This is a genomic window from Terrabacter terrae, from assembly GCF_039529575.1.
GTDB classification, from domain to species: Bacteria; Actinomycetota; Actinomycetes; order Actinomycetales; family Dermatophilaceae; genus Terrabacter; species Terrabacter terrae.
Map to the genome: position 1 here is coordinate 1 of NZ_BAAANB010000077.1, position 663 is coordinate 663.

Here is a 663-nt window from a genome sequence, read left to right on the forward strand (position 1 = left end):
GAGGATCACCTGCGGGGCGGGCGAGGCGTCGAACGAGAAGAGGCCACGCATCGAGCCCGCCCACGCGTCGGCCGAACCGTCGCCGATGCGGCCGACCTTCCAGTTGTCCTCGATGAGGCGCAGGATCGAGGCCTGGTCGGTCTGGTGGTGGTCGACGAAGTTCGCCTTGGCGAAGGGCGAGATGACCACGAGCGGCTGGCGCGGGCCCGGACCGCAGCGGTCCTGGTAGCCCTCGGCGACCGGCACGCCGGATGCGGCTGCGTTCGTGCAGAACGCCGCGTCGTCCGTCGTGTTCGAGGCGTTCTTGACCTGGGCGGCGACGTGGTCGTACCAGCCGTCGGAGTCGTCGTAGGCCAGGACGATCGTCGTGTCCTTCCAGTGCTTCGACTGCTGGATGGCGTTGACCTCCTTGACGACGAAGTGCTGCTCGTCGAGCGGGTCGGAGTAGCCGGCGTGGCCGTCCTGGTAGTTCGGGGCCTTGAGGAAGCTGACCGCCGGCAGGTTGTCGGTGCCGACCACCTGGTCGAAGGCCGTCATGTCGTACTGGTGGTTGGCCTGGCCGTCGTGGCCGATCTCGGCCGTGCTGGCCGGCGGCAGGTGGTGCGGGTTCGCCGTCGACGCGTAGTACTGGAAGGGCTCGTGGTGCGGGTTGTAGTCGGTCGA

At 68.5% G+C, this 663-nt stretch carries 1 protein-coding gene; it reads right to left on the minus strand.

All coding sequences use genetic code 11. The features are described from left to right. On the minus strand, positions 1-663 hold a 663-nt coding region (locus ABD194_RS19225), incomplete at both ends, for an alkaline phosphatase family protein (protein WP_343994476.1).